Origin of the sequence: Stappia indica (genome assembly GCF_001696535.1) — a bacterium.
GTDB lineage: Bacteria > Pseudomonadota > Alphaproteobacteria > Rhizobiales > Stappiaceae > Stappia > Stappia indica.
The window spans coordinates 1-15,223 of record NZ_MBQE01000002.1; the positions used below are offsets into that span (position 1 = coordinate 1).

Annotated in this window: 13 protein-coding genes; 10 read left to right on the forward strand and 3 right to left on the reverse strand. The window is 65.9% G+C overall.

Annotated elements, in window-relative coordinates; translation table 11 throughout:
* From BBX35_RS08020 to BBX35_RS08040, 5 genes are all read left to right on the forward strand, one after another.
* Window positions 1-838, forward strand: an 838-nt coding sequence (locus BBX35_RS08020) for an energy-coupling factor ABC transporter ATP-binding protein (protein ID WP_341871215.1), incomplete at its 5' end; no start/stop codon positions are given.
* The gene (locus BBX35_RS08025) at window positions 835-1,476 is read left to right on the forward strand and encodes an energy-coupling factor transporter transmembrane component T family protein (protein ID WP_067218428.1); all 642 of its coding nucleotides are present in this window, start codon (window positions 835-837) and stop codon (window positions 1,474-1,476) included. The genes BBX35_RS08020 and BBX35_RS08025, both read left to right, overlap by 4 nt.
* A gap of 101 nt (window positions 1,477-1,577) precedes the next feature.
* Window positions 1,578-2,036: a biotin transporter BioY gene (locus tag BBX35_RS08030; protein WP_244271594.1), complete on the forward strand. Its 459-nt coding sequence runs from the start codon at window positions 1,578-1,580 to the stop codon at window positions 2,034-2,036.
* Window positions 2,037-2,052: 16 nt separating this feature from the next.
* Entirely contained in the window at window positions 2,053-3,498 is a 1,446-nt protein-coding gene (locus BBX35_RS08035) for an AMP-binding protein (protein WP_067218431.1), read from the forward strand.
* On the forward strand, window positions 3,467-4,597 hold the full coding sequence (locus BBX35_RS08040) for an acetyl-CoA C-acyltransferase (RefSeq protein WP_067218433.1): 1,131 nt from the start codon (window positions 3,467-3,469) through the stop codon (window positions 4,595-4,597). The genes BBX35_RS08035 and BBX35_RS08040 overlap by 32 nt, the downstream gene beginning before the upstream one ends.
* Here BBX35_RS08040 and BBX35_RS08045 read toward each other — a convergent pair.
* From BBX35_RS08045 to BBX35_RS08055, 3 genes are read right to left on the reverse strand one after another with little or no spacing between them, the layout of a single operon-like run.
* Window positions 4,594-6,267 (reverse strand): CRTAC1 family protein, encoded by a 1,674-nt coding sequence (locus BBX35_RS08045; RefSeq protein WP_244271595.1) that lies wholly within the window; start codon window positions 6,265-6,267, stop codon window positions 4,594-4,596. The two genes, BBX35_RS08040 and BBX35_RS08045, sit on opposite strands and share 4 nt — an antisense overlap.
* A complete protein-coding gene (locus BBX35_RS08050) occupies window positions 6,264-7,688 on the reverse strand; it encodes a di-heme oxidoredictase family protein (RefSeq protein ID WP_067218435.1) in 1,425 nt (474 codons plus the stop codon). The genes BBX35_RS08045 and BBX35_RS08050 overlap by 4 nt, the downstream gene beginning before the upstream one ends.
* Window positions 7,689-7,693: 5 nt before the next feature.
* Window positions 7,694-8,941, reverse strand: coding sequence for an ROK family protein (locus tag BBX35_RS08055; RefSeq protein WP_067219857.1), 1,248 nt, complete (start codon window positions 8,939-8,941; stop codon window positions 7,694-7,696).
* A 304-nt stretch (window positions 8,942-9,245) separates the two neighbouring features.
* On the opposite strand from BBX35_RS08055, the gene xylF reads away from it, so the two are divergent.
* From xylF to BBX35_RS08080, 5 genes are all read left to right on the forward strand, one after another.
* Complete coding sequence (gene xylF, locus BBX35_RS08060) at window positions 9,246-10,280, forward strand: D-xylose ABC transporter substrate-binding protein (RefSeq protein ID WP_067218437.1); 1,035 nt, start codon at window positions 9,246-9,248, stop codon at window positions 10,278-10,280.
* A 122-nt stretch (window positions 10,281-10,402) separates the two neighbouring features.
* Window positions 10,403-11,698 carry a sugar ABC transporter permease gene (locus BBX35_RS08065; RefSeq protein ID WP_067218439.1) on the forward strand — a complete coding sequence of 432 codons (1,296 nt, stop codon included), beginning with the start codon at window positions 10,403-10,405 and terminating at the stop codon, window positions 11,696-11,698.
* Window positions 11,699-11,701: 3 nt separating this feature from the next.
* Window positions 11,702-12,487, forward strand: coding sequence for an ATP-binding cassette domain-containing protein (locus tag BBX35_RS08070; protein ID WP_171901410.1), 786 nt, complete (start codon window positions 11,702-11,704; stop codon window positions 12,485-12,487).
* A 101-nt stretch (window positions 12,488-12,588) separates the two neighbouring features.
* A complete protein-coding gene (otsB, locus tag BBX35_RS08075) occupies window positions 12,589-13,326 on the forward strand; it encodes a trehalose-phosphatase (protein WP_083206212.1) in 738 nt (245 codons plus the stop codon).
* Window positions 13,323-15,119: a glycoside hydrolase family 15 protein gene (locus BBX35_RS08080; RefSeq protein ID WP_067218443.1), complete on the forward strand. Its 1,797-nt coding sequence runs from the start codon at window positions 13,323-13,325 to the stop codon at window positions 15,117-15,119. The genes otsB and BBX35_RS08080 overlap by 4 nt, the downstream gene beginning before the upstream one ends.
* Window positions 15,120-15,223: the final 104 nt, after the last annotated feature.

Here is a 15,223-nt window from a genome sequence, read left to right on the forward strand (position 1 = left end):
AGACGTGGGAGAGTCGGTCGCCGCCAGGCCCGCAAAGCGCAAAAAAAACCCTCTACAAAAAACCAAACATCCGCGGGGTGGAGCAGCCCGGCGAGTTTTCGGACCACTGATGTCCGTGTCCCAGATACAATTTGCTTCTATTGACAGCGTCACGCTAAAGCGTGGCGCTTTTTCTGTTTTTCAAGGCCTCTCGTTGGAGCTTTCGGAGCGGCGCATCGCGCTTGTCGGCCTCAACGGCTCGGGAAAAAGCTCGCTTTTGCGGATGCTGAACGGGCTCCTGCTGCCGGACGAGGGCACCGTGACGGTGTTCGGCCTCGATACGCGCAAGAGCCGGCGCAAGCTGCCTCGGCATGTCGGGATGGTGTTTCAGAACCCCGACCATCAGATGATCTTTCCGACCGTCCTCGAGGAGCTCGCCTTCGGTCCGAGACAAATGGGCGCAACGCGCTCCGACGCGGAGGCGCTCGCCCGCCGCACATTGGTGCGGCATGGCTGCGACGGGTGGGCCGAGCGCCCCGTCGCCTTGCTGTCGGAGGGGCAAAAGCAGCTCGTCTGCCTGCTCGGCGCCAGCATTTCCGAGCCCGGACTGTTGCTCTGCGATGAGCCGTTCTCGGGTCTCGATCTCTCCTTGCGCCTGCATTTTGCCGCCCACATCGCCGAAATCCCCGCGCATGTGGTGATGGTGAGCCACGACCTCGACATGCTGTGCGAGTTCGACCGGGTCATCTGGCTGGAAAAGGGAGCCGTCGTCGGGGACGGCCACCCCGACGTGATCCTGCCCGAGTACCGCGCGTTCGCAAGAACGCGAGCTGGACAGTTGACGGCGGGCGGACTGTGATCTCGTCCTACCTGTCAGGTAACACGGCGCTCCACAGGATAGGTGCGGGGTGGAAGCTGCTCGGGTTGTTTTTCGTCTCCATGGTGTTGCTACCAGTCAATTCTCCTCTGGTCCTCGGGTCCGTTCTGATCGGCGCGCTGCTGCTGCTTGCGTCTTTGGGGAGCGGTATGGTCACTGTTCTTCGCTCCTTGAAGCCGGTCGCCTTCGTCGTTGTGTTCATTCTTGCGCTGCATGGTTTTTTCGGAACGCTGGAAGCGGGTGTCATCGTCGCCTTGCGGCTGGCGTCGCTGCTGTTGCTGGCAACTCTCATCACCTTGACGACGCGTCTCGACGATATGCTTGACGCGCTTACGCCGGTCCTCTGGCCCGTCGCCTTGATCGGCCTGTCGGAACGCAAGCTGGCACTGGCGATTGCGCTCGCCATCCGTTTCACGCCGATGCTGATCGACGTCATGCGCCAATTGAACGAGGCCTACCGCTCGCGCTCCGGGCGGAATGGACATGTCAAACTTGTTGCGCCGCTTTGCCTCCACGCCCTAAATGCCGCCGACCATGTCGCAGAAGCGCTCGCGGCGCGGGGAGGAGCGGACGGCTGTCCGCCCGAAGGTGCAGGACGGGAAGAGGACGAGGTTCGATGATGACTGCCGATCGCTCCCTGGTGCATATCGCCATTCATGTGGCCGTGATCTCCGCGCTTGGATATTACCTGCCAGCCTTTACGACGCCGGTCACCGGCAGCGTGCCGATCACCGCCCAGACACTCGGCGTGATGTTGGCCGGCGTCATGCTGGGGCCGGTTCGCGGCGCCTTGGCCGTGCTTCTGTTTCTCCTCATCGTCGCGCTCGGCATGCCTGTCCTGTCCGGCGGCCGCGGCGGCATCGGCGTGTTCTTTCTTCCGTCGGTCGGTTTCCTCATAGCATTTCCGATCGCGGCCTTCGTCTGCGGCTTGACCATGCAGCTGCTGCGTCGCCGGCCGGTGTTTCCATCGGTGCTGGTCGCCTCAATGGTGGGGGGCATCCTGGCGCTTTATCCGTTCGGTATTCTCGGCATTTCGCTGGTTGCGGGAAAGCCGCTCTGGGAATCTGCGATCGGCTCGCTCGTCTTCCTTCCCGGCGACATCCTGAAGTGTTTCGGCACGGCGCTGGTTGCCAGCGCGATCGAACGCGGGCGGCCGGACGCGATCTTTTCCCGGCAGTAGCTGGCCGAGATCGGTCATGTCCCATGTCGGCGAAACGCTGGAACGCCTGGCTGCGCGCGATCCGAGCCGCGCTGCGCTCAGCGACGGTCGGCTCACCCTGACCCGCAGCGACCTTCTGGAGCTGGTAAGGTCCTCGGAGACCTTCCTTCAGCGGAAGGCAGCGGCAGACCGCGTGTTGGTACCCACAGGCGACGTGATAGAGGCGCTGTGCCGGATTCTTGCTGTGGCACGCAGCAGCCGGGCAGCCGTGGTCGTCGACCCGTCACATCTCGAGCGGCACGGAGATCGGCTTTGCGCAGCCCTCGCGCCCCTATCCGCAGCCTGGGATGAGACGTATCCCGAGATGCCGCGAGACATCGAAGCATCCCTGGCGCGCAGACCGGGGCCGGAGACGCCGTTCTATATCGGCCTGACGTCCGGCTCGACCGGCCAGCCGAAAGCCTTTCAACGGTCGCACCGGTCCTGGACGGAGAGCTTTCGTCTTGCCGACGAGGCGTTCGGCCTCGGGCCGAACGAGCACGTTCTCGTACCCGGCGGCCTTGGCCATTCCCTGCATCTTTTCGGCGCAATCCATGGCCTGCATCGTGGCTGGAGGGTGGATGTGGTCCGCAGTTTTCAGCCGCTGTCGGTTTTGCGGCGGATGCAGGAGGCGAGGAGCACGGTGCTGGTGACCACGCCGACGCAGCTGCGCCTGCTGGCAATCGCCGGCGACAGGGAAGAGCTGCGCTTTGGCGCTCTGAGGCGGATCCTGATCAGCGGCGCAAAATGGCATGCGCGCGACCGCGAACTGGTCGCGCGCGTTTTTCCGCAAGCCGAATGTCACGAATTCTACGGGACGTCCGAGACCAGTTTCATCTCTCACCGCGGCGCTGCGGACAGTTGCAGCGACGGTGTCGGCCGGCCGTTTCCCGGAGTAGAGCTGGAGGTTCGCGGATCGGACGGTAACGCTCTTCCGGCCGGGGAAGAGGGCGAGATCTGGGTTCGCAGCCCGCTGCTGTTCGACCGGTATGTCATGGGCGACGAGCCGATGACCCGGACCAAGGCCGGCTGGCTGACCGTCGGTGACAGAGGCCATCTGGACGCGGAGGGGCGGATCTTTCTTGCCGGGCGCGGCGGGCGGATGATCGTGACATCGGGGCTCAACGTGTTTGCCGAGGAAATCGAGACGGTGTTGCTCGAGTATCCGGGCATTGCCCAAGCGGCCGTTTTCGGTGTGCCCGACACATTGCGCGGCGCGCGGATTGTTGCGGCAGTTCAGCTGGCGGGCCCGGCACTGGCTCCGGCGGACCTGCGCCGCCACTGCCTTGCACGGCTGGAGCGAGCCAAGGTGCCGCGCAGCTTTCATGTCGCCGAGCACTGGCCGCTGACGCCTGGCGGAAAACCGGATCTTCAGACGATAGGAGCCTGGGTGCTGGAGCAGGAGGAAGCCGATGCCGGCGTTTCTGATCGCAGCAAAGCGTAGCGCCGTTGCGCCGATGGGCGGGGCGTTCGCGGCCCTTGAGGTCGATGCGCTCGCCGCGCCGGTGATGCGTGCCTGCCTATCGGCCGGGGGCGTAGATATCGTCGATGAGGTCATGGCCGGAAACGCCCTCTATGGCGGCGGCAACCCGGCGCGGCGGGCCGCCCTGCTGGCGGGGCTCCCGGAGCTCGTTCCCGCCCTGACGTTGGACCGCCAATGCTGCTCGGGCCTAGACGCGATCATTCTGGCCGCGCGGATGGTCGAGGCAGGAGCTGCCGATTGCGTGCTTGCCGGCGGCGTCGAGAGTTATTCGCGGGCGCCTTTGCGCATGCGCCGCCCGGCGACAAAAGATGAAGCGCCGGTGGCCTATGATCGGCCGCCCTTCACTCCCTGGCCCGACCAAGATCCCGACATGCCGGAGGCGGCCGCCCATCTTGCCGCGTTGCGGGCGGTTGATGAGGACGCACAGGCCGCATTTGCGGTCGAAAGCCATGCCCGGGCGCGTGCTGCCGCCGAGGCGGGGCGGTTCGCAGGCGAGATCGTCGCCGTGGCGGGTCTTTCGCAAGACAGCTATGCCCGCCGCCTGACGGTTGAGACCTGCCGCCGCTCCCGTCCGCTCGCCGGAAAGGCCGGGCATCGGGTGCTGGCAGCAACTGCCGCCGTTTCGGCGGACGCTGCGGCGTTTGCGCTGGTCGTGTCGCAGGATTGGCTGGACCGAAATCCATCCGTGCCTGCATGCCGGATCGTTGCCGGTGGGGCTGCGGGTGGGGATCTTTGTCTTCCCGGTCTTGCGCCGATCGAGGCATCGCGAAAGGTGCTTTCCGCGGCAGGGATCGAAAGCGAAGGCCTTGCGGCAAGCGAAGTGATGGAGGCCTATGCGGTGCAGGCGATGGCCTGTGTCGAGGATCTCGGCCTCGATCCGGCAACCGTCAACCGCGGGGGAGGAGCCCTTGCTCGGGGCCATCCCATCGGTGCTTCGGGTGCGCTCCTTGCTGTGCGGCTGTTTAACGAGTTGCAGCGCGAGGGCGCGGGCAGCTTCGGGCTCGCCGCCATCGCGAGTGCCGGCGGGCTGGGGTCCGCATTGCTGCTGCAGCGGGTCTAGTCGGCGGCCTCGCGGGGCGGATACCAGTAGCGGGCATTTTCCTCGCCGCGGTCGATCAGCACGAACTGGTTGGCGAATACCCTGTAGCCATGGCTCCAGTCTCCGTCGGGCCAGCGCACCCGGATGACGGCCCGCTCGGCCACACCGAGCCCGACATGGACGAAGCCGGCCTGGCCGGAGGCGTGGCCGCCGCCGATGCCGATGTCACGGGTAAGGCTGCGCGCGCCGACGCGGATGCTCAGCTTCGCCCCCACGGCATTGCGGTTCGCGCCATCCTGCGACAAGGCAATGGCGATCCAGTTGCCGAGCGGCTTCGGTCGCTCGCTGCCGTCGTCGCGGCCGAGATTGCGGAAGAGGCTGACGGGGGCGGAGCGGTTCACGACGACAAGGTCGAGCAGCCCATCCATGTTGAAATCGGCAAGGCCGGCGCCACGTCCCCTGCGGTCGAGAGCGATGCCCGCGCGGGCACCTTGCTCCGCAAAGCGGCCGTCCCATTGCTGTATCAGCAGATTGTCGGGATCGAAGGCGGCAAAGTCCGGCATCGCCTCGACATTGCCCTTGGCGATGAACAGGTCCTGAAGCGTGTCGTTGTTGACGTCCTGAAACTCTGCGTGCCAGCCGGTGGAAGGGCGCATGTCCTCGCCGATATAGGGGCGGTGCGCGGTCACACCCTTGTCGAAGGCGATGTCGCGATAGACCGGCAGGAGATCGTCTCCCTCCTGGTCTATGGTCTGCAGCTTGGTGTCGCCCATGCTGGTCAGCGCATATTCCGGCAGTCCGTCGCCGTCCAGGTCGGTGGTGGCGATGCCCATTCCCCAGATCTTGAGATGGCGCCAGCCGTCGCTGCGGCGATAGGGGCGAGGCGGCCGGCCGGGCGGCAGGGCCCAGAGCTGCTCTTCTCCGCCGCGATAATAGTGCCGGTCATTGGAAACGCGCAGCGCCGGTTCTCCGGAGCGGTTCCAGTCTGTGAACAGGAGCGAGAGGCTGCAATAGCCGGGTGTCAGGGCGAAGCTCTCGGAGTAATCCGGCGTCTCGCCGGCGCGCGGGCGATGGAGCGCATTGTCGTCGCAGGTTCCCCAGGGCGAACCCGGGGCGCTGCGGTCGACATAATTGCCGAAGGCGAGAGTGGGGAAGGCGAGGTCCTTCTCGAACACGGCGGCAAAACCCGTGGTCCAGCTACGCCCGCCATTGAAGGAGAAGCGGCGATTGGCCGGCTCGAAGCGGCACTCGCCGGTTCCGCGCAGCAGCTGGTTCTCGCCGACCCTGAGCAACGCCAGGTCCATCAGGCCGTCATTGTCGATGTCGAGCGGATAGGCGCCCGTCACCTGTTCCAGCAGGCGCCCGGGAAGGCCGGTGTCGACCGGCTCGAAGGACAGTCTGCCGCCCGCTGGCGAAGTGTTGCGATAAAGGGCGGCCCGTCCTTCGCCGCCCGCCAGGAACAGGTCGGGTCGGCGGTCGCCGTCGCAATCGAAGATCGCCGTGCCGCCGCCGACGAAATACTCCCACGGGCCGGAATAGGTGTGGTCGATGCCGGCCTGCCGGGCTTCCTCGGAAAACCGGGGAACGGGAGCGGGAGCCTCCTCGGCCCTTGCAGCCGGTGTGCCGGCGAAAACGGCAAGAATGATCGCGGCAGCAGCGAGTGCGCGGTGCATCGGAACAAGGCCGGTCATTGCACGATCTCCAGGCTCCGCAGGAAGGCGATGATCGCCTCCCGGTCCTCGTCCGACAGTGCCTCATAGGCCTTGCGGGACGTTCGGGCCTCGCCCGCATGGGCGCGGATGACCTCGTCGAGGGAGGTCAAGTCGGCGCGGTGGCCGTAAGGAGCGGTGGAGCCGGCGCCCCAAAGCTCCGCGGTCAGGAATACGTCCCTGTCGACGAAGCGCTGGCCTAGAAGTTCGTTGCCGAGGGTCGGCTCCTGCGCGTCGGCGATCTTGTGACGCTTCAGATCGCCGAACAGCGGCACCAGAATGTTGCCGTCCGCATCGCGCGGCAGCGCCTTCACGAAATCGAGCTCGGCAAGGTCGATTTCGAGAGCTGCCTCGACATCCGCTTCCCGCAGCGTGCCGGCCGTCTCTCTCGGGCCGGGATCGCGGAAGACGGCGGACTTCAGCGGCAGGGCCGGAATGTGGCAAGAGGCGCAGCCGGTGTCTGCAAAAAGGGCCTCCCCGCGTGTTGCCGCCTGTTGCCAGTCGGCCGGCAGGTTCGGCTTGCGGGTGGGCGCGGCAAGCGTCGCCTGCCACACGACAAGGGCGGTGACGTCGGCGGCGCCGATCTCGTCGGCGATCCCGTCCTCGTCGAAGTCCGTCGTTCCGGTCCAGAGGGCGCCGAAGCGCTCCACCGGCTGGATACCATGGTGATGGTTGAGCGCATTCACCGTGAACTGCCGCAAGGAGCCGAAAACGCCTTTTTGCGAGAAGGGGCGCAGGACCAGATCGGCATCGATGCCGTCGATCCTCGACAGGTCCAGACCGCCGTCCGGATGGGCGGTGATCGTGCCGAAGGAAACGCCCTTGGTCTCGAGCTCGGCCGTCACGGTCGTGCCCTTCTGCCGGGCTTGTGCAAGTGCCGTGTCGCGCCGGGACTGCAGCTCGGCCGTCATCTCCCGGGCCAGAAGTTCGATCAACCCGGCGCCTTGGAGCGCCGGCGAGCCGCGTTCGTTGGAAAATTGCGGGTCGATCGTGTCGAAGTCGGCGCTCTCGAAGCCCTCGGACACGAAGACATTGGCGGTGAAGGATGCGCCTCCGCCTACGACCGGCTCATGGTGGCAGGACGAACAGGAACTGGCGTCGAGCCCTGCAAGCCGCTGGAAGCGCAGATGCACGGGACGTCGGCGTTTGGTCGGGATGATCGCCTGTGTGGCCATGGGCCGGCCGGCGCCTTCCTCGACCAGGAACTTGCCGATGAACAGGCGCTCGCCGTGATCGCGCAGCACCGCGATCCTCTCTTGCATCGGCAGGCGGGCAACGGCCTCAAGGTCGAGCGGCGTGCCGAGCACCTTCTCGCTCCATGGCGGACTGTCCGCCGCCCGAGCCGGATCGCCGAGCGCCAGCACGGCGAGCAACGGGATCGCGGCAGTCTTCCAGCAGGGCATGCAGCCTATCCTCCCTGTGCCTCCTTCTGGCTGCCATACCCGGTGTCGGAGAAGACCTCCGTGTCGAGGGCATGCAGCGCCCGCGCGACGGTGCCGCGCAGGATGAGATCCTCCTCCCAGGGGATCGCCTCGATTTCGACGCTGCCGCGCAGATCGGCCACCAGCGCTTCTTCGAGAGCTGCCCGCGCGGCCGTTTCCATGAGCGGATAGGCATCGGCGGCAGCGCCGGTGACGACAATGCGCCGGGGATCGAGCGTGGCGATCACCCGGGCGAAGGCATAGCCGAGCGCAGTGCCTCCGGCGTTGAAGGCGTTGAGCGCACCGTCTTCGCCGGCCCGTGCCGCGGCAATCAACTCCCGGATCGTCTCGCGACCAACCGGCAGGCGCGAGGGAGGCGTCTGCAGGTCGAGCCCCCTGGCGTGGCGCAGCAGGGCATAGTCGCCGAGATAGGCCTCCAGGCAGCCGCGCCGGCCGCAGCGGCACAGAGAGCCGCCGGGAATGTGGTTGGCGTGTCCGATTTCGGCCGCCGCGCCGGTTTCGCCGACGAAGAGGCGGTTGTTGACGAAGAGGCCCATGCCGACGCCGTAGTCGATGAAGATCACGGCGAAGGTGCCGCCGTAGCGCGCGGGATCCGTCCGGTGCAGCGCCTCGGCGATCATGTTGGTGTCGTTCGACAGCAGACATGGCACGCCGAAGGCGCGGGCCACCGGCTCGACCACGGCGACATGCCGGACGGCAAAGGCCGGCGACCAGGCCACAGTGCCGGCGCTGTCGTCGACGACGCCTTGCGAAGCGAGGGCGATGATCGCCGGAGGCGGGCCTTGCAGCCCGCCGAGAAACGTTTGCAGGCTGTCGATCAGGACCTCGCCGAACCCGTCGGCCGTGACGGTCGCGCTGTCGAAAGAGGCGACGTCGCGCCCGACCAGCCGGCCGCCATAATCCGCCAGTGCCATCTCGATGGTATTGACCGAGAGCTTCACGGCAAGGACGCGGGCGGCAGTCCCGTCGAGCGTCAGCAGGCTGCGAGGGCGGCCTCTTGCCCCTTTCTCGCGCTCCCGCTGGGCCTCGTCGTCGACGCCGGCGATGAGGCCTTCGGCGATGAGGTCGGAGGTGATGGAGGTGACTGTGGCGGGGCTGAGCTGGGTGACGCGGCCGAGATCGATCCGTGCTTGCGGTCCCTGTCGCCTCAGCGCCTGGAGGACAACCGAGCGGTTCTGGCGGCGTATCTGGTCGCGGTCGGCCTTCTGCGTCATGCCCACACCAAAGCGTTCGTCTCCACCCCGACGGGAACTCTTTCGCGCGCAAGGCATGGCCGTGACCACGGTTTACGCGTGCCGGGTGTTTTTGTCATGATCCCGGAGCCTCGTCGAGAAACCATGTTGACAGGGGCTTTCGTTTGGAGCAACTTTTTTTCGGACGTCGAAAAAAATAAAATTACGCCGACGAACCAAAGCGCGCATCCTTCGGCCGGGGAGGCACAGGCCAGGGACAGCGTGCCTGAGACACGATCCTTCGTTCCGCATGGGAGGAGCGGGGATAAATCGGAGGAAAGATATTATGCGCAGATTCCAAAAGCTTCTGGCCGGCGCGCTGCTCGTTTCCGTCGCGCTGCCGATCCATGCGCAGGCGCAGGACATCACGGTCGGCGTCAGCTGGTCGAATTTCCAGGAAGAGCGCTGGAAGACGGATGAGGCCGCCATCAAGGGTGCGCTCGAAGCTGCCGGCGCTGCCTATGTGTCTGCCGACGCTCAGTCGTCCGCGGCCAAGCAGCTGTCGGACATCGAGGCGCTGATCGCCCAGGGCGTCGATGCGCTGATCATTCTGGCGCAGGATTCCCAGGCCATCGGGCCGGCCATCCAGGCCGCCGCCAACGAGGGTATTCCGGTCGTCGGCTACGATCGCCTGATCGAAGACAATCGCGCCTTCTACCTGACATTCGACAATGTCGAGGTCGGCCGCATGCAGGCTCGCGAAGTCCTCAAGCAGGCGCCGGAAGGCAATTACGTGATGATCAAGGGATCGCCCACCGATCCCAACGCCGACTTCCTGCGCGGCGGCCAGCAGGAAGTCCTGCAGCCGGCGATCGACGCCGGAAAGATCAAGATCGTCGGCGAGGCCTACACGGACGGCTGGCTGCCGGCCAATGCGCAGCGGAACATGGAGCAGATCCTGACCGCCAACAACAACAAGGTCGATGCGGTGGTTGCCTCGAACGACGGCACCGCCGGCGGTGTCGTGGCGGCGTTGACTGCGCAGGGCATGGAAGGCATCCCGGTTTCCGGTCAGGACGGCGATCATGCCGCGCTCAACCGTGTTGCCAAGGGTACGCAGACCGTCTCCGTGTGGAAGGATGCGCGCGAACTCGGCAAGGTGGCCGGCGAGATCGCCGTGGCGCTTGCCAAGGGCGGCACGATGGACAGCGTCGAGGGGGCAAGCAAGTGGACGTCACCTGCCGGCACCGAGCTGACCGCGCGCTTCCTGGCGCCGATCCCGGTCACCCGCGACAACCTGTCGGTCGTGGTCGATGCGGGCTGGATCACCAAGGATGCCCTGTGCCAGGGCGTCAGCGGCGGCCCGGCTCCCTGCAACTGAGCCAGTCCATCAAGCGATGATCCCTGCCCCGGCGAAGGTCGGGGCAGGGCGGCCGCTGATGGGTGACATCCGGCCGCGAGGGGGCGCGAGATGCGCGCCGCCCTTCAAGCGGGAGCTTTTCCATGTCTGAGACCGCAGTCACCGGAGCGAAACCACCGGCGAGCAGATCGTTCTTCTCGGCGCTCCAGATCGACACGCGCCTGCTGGGCATGATCGGTGCGTTCGTCGTCCTGTGCCTGGTGTTCAATGTGTTCACCGGCGGCAACTTCCTGACACCGCGCAACATCTTCAACCTGACGATCCAGACCGTTTCCGTCGCCATCATGGCGACCGGTATGGTCTTCGTCATCGTCACCCGCCACATCGACCTGTCCGTCGGCTCCCTGCTCGCGACCGTGGCTGCGGTCATGGCGATGGTGCAGACGCAAGTGCTGCCGGCCGTGTTCGGCCTGGAGCTCGGACATCCGGCGATATGGATCCTGGCGATCCTGGCCGGCGTCGTCGTCGGCACTCTGATCGGTGCTTTCCAGGGCGTGCTGATCGGCTATCTCGGCATTCCGGCCTTCATCGTCACGCTCGGCGGTCTTCTGGTCTGGCGCAACGCGGCCTGGTTCATCACCGACGGCCAGACCATCGGTCCGCTGGACGAGCGTTTCACGATGATCGGCGGCATCGGCGGCACTCTGGGCGAAACTTGGTCGTGGATCTTTGCCGCCCTCGCGGTGGCGGCTGCGCTGGCGCTGCAATTCTCCTCCCGCCGGCGCAAGGAGCGGCACGGCTTTCCGGTCAAGCCGGTCTGGGCCGAGGTGACGCTGGGCGTCATCGTTGCCGGTGCCATTGCGGGCTTCATCGCGATCCTCAACGCCTATGAGGTGCCGGCTCGCGTGCTGCGTCGCGACTTCGCGGCCCGCGGCCTTGAGGTGCCGGAGGGCTATACGGCGGCCTACGGGTTGCCGTACTCGGTGCTGTTGCTGATCGTCGTCGCCGTTTGCATGACGGTCGTGGCGCGGCGCACCCGGCTCGGGCGCTATATCTTCGCGGCCGGCGGCAATCCTGATGCGGCCGAGCTGTCGGGCATCAACACGCGCCTGCTGACGGTCAAGATCTTCGCGATCATGGGCGGCCTGTGCGCCCTGTCGGCGGCGGTCGCCTCGGCTCGCCTGGGGTTTTCCACCAACGACATCGGCACGCTGGATGAGCTGCGCGTGATCGCGGCGGCCGTCATCGGCGGAACGGCGCTGTCCGGCGGCATCGGCACGATCTACGGCGCCATTCTCGGTGCGCTGATCATGCAGTCGCTACAATCGGGCATGGCCATGGTCGGCGTCGATGCGCCGCTGCAGAACATCGTCGTCGGTGTCGTCCTGGTCGTCGCCGTGCTCGTCGACATCCTCTATCGCAAGCGCACGGGAGACTGAGCCATGGCAACTCCTCTCGTCGAGATGAAAGACATCTGCATCTCCTTCGGCGGCGTGCATGCGGTCGACCATGTCAGCGTCGACCTGCACCCTGGAGAAGTTGTCGGACTGCTGGGCCATAACGGCGCGGGCAAGTCGACCCTGATCAAGATCCTGTCCGGCGCCTATCGTGCGGACAGCGGGGAAATCCTGATCGACGGCAAGCGCGCGACAATCAACAGCCCGCGCGATGCCCGCAACTACAATATCGAGACGATCTACCAGACGCTGGCGCTTGCCGACAATCTGGACGCCGCCTCGAACCTGTTCCTCGGCCGCGAGATCGTCTCGCCGCTCGGTTTCGTCGACGACGATGCGATGGAGGCCGAGACCCGCAAGATCCTCAGCCGTCTCAACCCGAATTTCCGCAAGTTCAAGGCGCCGGTGAAAGCGCTGTCGGGCGGCCAGAGGCAGTCGGTCGCCATCGCCCGCGCCGTCTACTTCAACGCCCGCATCCTGATCATGGACGAGCCGACAGCGGCGCTGGGCGTCCAGGAGACGCAGATGGTCTCCGAGCTCATCAAGGAACTGAAGAAGCAGGGGCTCGGCATCTTCCTGATCAGCCACGACATTCATGACGTGTTCGACCTTGCCGACCGGGTGGCGGTAATGAAGAACGGCAAGCTGGTCGGCACCGCCTTGACGCAGAACGTCACCAAGGACGAAGTGCTGGGCATGATCATCCTTGGCAAGTGCCCGGAGGGTGCGATCCCGGGTCCTGGCGCATTCACGGATGCGTCCGCCGCTTGATGCAGTGCGGCAAGGCGTCAGGAAGAAAGGCTTTTTCCGGGCCGGGACTTCTCATCGCGGATGAGTTCCCTTAGGCTTTGCGCATGAACGCGCCGCCGCCCGTGACAGATGACATCGCTCTGTTTCTCGATTTCGACGGAACCCTGGTCGAAATCGCCAGAACACCCGATGCGGTGGAGGCCAGCCGGGCGACAATTGCCTGTCTGGAGGGGCTCGTCGCGCATCTCGGCGGGGCCCTTGCGATCGTCAGCGGCCGCCCGATCCGCGAGATCGACCACTATCTCGCCCCTTTGCGTCTCCCCTGCGCCGGTCTGCATGGACTGGAAACGCGGCTGCATCCCGACAAGGATGTCGAACGCGCGCCGGTCGGCCCCGAGATCGAGGCGCTGAAGGCGGCTCTTGCCGGCAGCGGCTTGCTCGGGCGCGGCGTGTCGATCGAGGACAAGGGGCCGGCAATCGCTGTCCACTACCGTATCGCACCCGATTGCGAAGAAGCGGTCGTGGAAGTGATGCAGGCAGCCGTTGCCGAGCTTCCGGACCTGCATCTGGTGCGCGGCAAGATGGTGGTGGAGGCCAAGCCCGCTTTTCGCGACAAGGGCTGGGCAGTCGGAACCTTCATGGATCTTGCGCCTTTCCGTGGCCGCACACCGGTGTTCGTGGGCGACGACGTAACCGACGAAGACGGTATCCGCGCGGCCGAAGCCGTCGGCGGTTTTGGAGTGAAGGTGGGAACCGCCGAGAGCCTCGCCCGTTTTCGGATCAGCGACGTGAAAGGCGTTCGCGACTGGCTGGCCCTCGGCCTTCCGGCAAAGGCACAGGCAAGGACACAGAATTCATGACGCTCGACCGCAAGGCTTCCCTCGATCTCGCCCTCATCGGCAACTGCTCGATTGCGGCGCTGGTCGACAGGATGGCGCGGGTGGTCTGGATGTGCCTGCCGCGCTTCGATGGCGACCCGGTCTTCCACGGGCTGCTCGGCACCTGCAGCGACGAACGCGACGGGCTGTTCGCCATCGAGCTGGAGAATGCCTGCCGCAGCGAGCAGTCGTACCAGGAAAACACCGCTGTCGTGGTTACGCGCATCTTCGACGATGCCGGCAATGCCATCGAGATCACGGACTTCGCGCCGCGCTTCCAGACCAAGGGACGGATGTTCCGGCCGACCGCGCTTGTGCGCCGGGTCCGGCCGCTTTCCGGCCATCCCAGGATCCGGGTGCGCTGCCGCCCCCGCTTCGACTATGGCGCGCGCGCGCCGGAGGTGACCTACGGCTCCAACCACATGCGTTTCGTCGGCAATGGCCAGACCGTCCGCCTGACGACCAATGCCTCGATCACCTATGTGCGCGACGAGACGCCGTTCCTGCTCGACGGGCCGGTCTCCTTCTATTTCGGTCCCGACGAGAGCCTGACGCATCACCCCGAGACGCTGTGCCGGGAGTTCGAGGAAGAGACCGTGCTGCACTGGCGGCTGTGGACCCGGCGCCTCGGCCTGCCTCTCGACTATCAGGAAGCGGTGATCCGGGCGGCGATCACGCTGAAACTGTGCACCTACGAGGAAACCGGCGCGATCATCGCGGCCGTGACGACCTCGATCCCGGAAGCGGCCAACAGCGGGCGCAACTGGGACTATCGCTATTGCTGGCTGCGCGATGCGTTCTTCGTGGTGCGGGCTCTCAATTCGCTCTCCGAGATGGAGACGATGGAGAACTACCTCCGCTACATCAACAACATCGCCTCGATGACCGGCAGCGGCCACGTGCAACCGCTCTACGGCATCGCGCTGGAAGACCGCCTGATCGAGACCACCGTCGGGCTGCCCGGCTATCGTGGCATGGGGCCGGTCCGGGTCGGCAATCAGGCGTACGAGCATTTCCAGCACGACGTCTACGGCAACATCGTGCTCGGGGCCTCCCAGGCGTTTTTCGACAAGCGGCTGCTGCGTCAGCCCGGCGTCGACGATTTCGAGCGGCTGGAAGTGATCGGCGAGCGCGCCTTCGCCATGCACGACCAGCCCGATGCCGGCCTTTGGGAGCTGCGGACCCGGGCCCGCGTCCATACCTCGTCTTCGCTGATGTGCTGGGCGGCCTGCGACCGGCTCGCCAAGATCGCGCATCAGTTCGGCCGCCGCGAGCGAGCCCTGTTCTGGCAGGAACGCGCCGACACCATCCGCTCGGTGATCCTGTCGCGGGGCTGGAATGCCGAGACGAACGCCTTCGTCGAGAGTTTCGAGGGGCGTGATCTCGATGCCAGCCTGCTGCTGATCGCAGAGGTCGGGTTCCTGTCGCCGCAGGACCCGCGCTTCATCGCGACTGTCGAGCGGATCGGCGAAACCCTGCGCCGCGGCAAGCATCTGTTCCGCTATCACGCCGCCGACGACTTTGGTGCGCCGGAGAACGCGTTCAACATCTGCACCTTCTGGTACATCGACGCGCTCGCGCGGATCGGCCGGAAGGATGAGGCGCGCGACATCTACGAGACGATGCTGGCCTGCCGCAATCATGTCGGCCTGTTGTCCGAGGACACGAATCCGGTGACCGGCGAGATGTGGGGCAATTTCCCGCAGACCTATTCGATGGTCGGCATCATCAATGGTGCCATGCGGCTCTCGGACGGCTGGGAAAGCCTCGTCTGATCTGATGCTCGAATTGGCCCGCGAGTCTTCGCGGCCGCGACCAGACCTTGTTTCCTGTGTCCCATCGGTCCGATGCGCGGGCCGGTGCCGGCGCCTGCCTGCGC

Coding starts and splice junctions, on each gene's coding strand:
- BBX35_RS08035 (WP_067218431.1), top strand. CDS start 2,053: ATGTCCCATGTCGGCGAAACGCTGGAACGCCTGGCTGCGCGCGATCCG.
- BBX35_RS08045 (WP_244271595.1), bottom strand. CDS start 6,267: ATGACCGGCCTTGTTCCGATGCACCGCGCACTCGCTGCTGCCGCGATC.
- BBX35_RS08065 (WP_067218439.1), top strand. CDS start 10,403: ATGTCTGAGACCGCAGTCACCGGAGCGAAACCACCGGCGAGCAGATCG.
- BBX35_RS08055 (WP_067219857.1), bottom strand. CDS start 8,941: ATGACGCAGAAGGCCGACCGCGACCAGATACGCCGCCAGAACCGCTCG.
- BBX35_RS08050 (WP_067218435.1), bottom strand. CDS start 7,688: ATGCCCTGCTGGAAGACTGCCGCGATCCCGTTGCTCGCCGTGCTGGCG.
- BBX35_RS08070 (WP_171901410.1), top strand. CDS start 11,702: ATGGCAACTCCTCTCGTCGAGATGAAAGACATCTGCATCTCCTTCGGC.
- BBX35_RS08040 (WP_067218433.1), top strand. CDS start 3,467: ATGCCGGCGTTTCTGATCGCAGCAAAGCGTAGCGCCGTTGCGCCGATG.
- xylF (WP_067218437.1), top strand. CDS start 9,246: ATGCGCAGATTCCAAAAGCTTCTGGCCGGCGCGCTGCTCGTTTCCGTC.
- BBX35_RS08080 (WP_067218443.1), top strand. CDS start 13,323: ATGACGCTCGACCGCAAGGCTTCCCTCGATCTCGCCCTCATCGGCAAC.